At 41.9% G+C, this 904-nt stretch carries 1 protein-coding gene and 1 pseudogene; both read right to left on the minus strand.

Going from position 1 to position 904, the window contains the following annotated elements; translation table 11 throughout:
* A partial coding sequence (locus AB4486_RS26400) for a PTS transporter subunit EIIC (RefSeq protein WP_372119719.1) occupies positions 1 to 307 on the minus strand: 307 nt, incomplete at its 3' end.
* A 59-nt stretch (positions 308 to 366) separates the two neighbouring features.
* Positions 367 to 904, minus strand: a pseudogene (locus AB4486_RS26405) (glucohydrolase); the annotation flags it as partial.

The raw sequence follows: 904 nt of genomic DNA on the forward strand, positions 1-904 counted from the left end.
ATATAACCCCAGTGATACGGTTGATTAAGATGAAGGCAATTAGCGCGGCAAATGCGCCACCTGCACGCTCTTTTGCCCACGAGCCACCAATCGCGACCGCAAATAATAGGTGAAGGTTAACAATGATCCCCCAACCTATGTTTTCCATTATAGCGCCTAGTGTTTCAATGGCACCAAACCCACCCGCATACATTGCGACCACTTTACCTAGTGATATCATGATACCAGCGGCAGGCATCACCGCGATAACAACGATAAGGGACTTCCCAAATCGTTGCCAAAAATCAAACGATAGTAACTTACTCATAAATAGTTCCTTGATTTAAATACAGGCTAACGTTATCAGCGCCTAGCCATAAATATAATTTAGTGCTTTCTTGCAAATATATACGCGGCATAAGCGGGGGCTATTTGCGTTGTTATAAAATCTGAGCGAACGTGTTCATTGTTAATATTCTGATTATCAAGCATTAACTCGCCTAATTGGGTGCAGTCGATATCAACAACGCTCTCTTGTGGACTTAAATTGGTAATAATGGTCCATGTCATATCTTGAGCAACACGTTGATAAACATAGATATTAGGATCGTTAGCTAGCAGTAATTGATAACGGCCAACCACTAAGCTTTCATGTGACTTACGCAAAGCAATCAACTGCTTATAGAAACCTAAGATCGAATTTGGATCTTGCTGTTGTTGCTCAACATTGATATCTGCATACTGTTGATTCACCGAGAACCAAGGTTGCACCTCAGAAAAACCGGCAAAATCCTGGTCATTCCATTGCATTGGCAAGCGACTGTGGTCGCGGGATACTTGATTTAACAAGGCTAAGATATCGGCATCGCTCTGACCTTGTTGCGATAGCTTTTGAATTAAATTTCTCGCAGACACATCGTTAAAT

The organism is Vibrio sp. 10N.222.55.C6, assembly GCF_041473395.1.
GTDB classification, from domain to species: Bacteria; Pseudomonadota; Gammaproteobacteria; order Enterobacterales; family Vibrionaceae; genus Vibrio; species Vibrio crassostreae_C.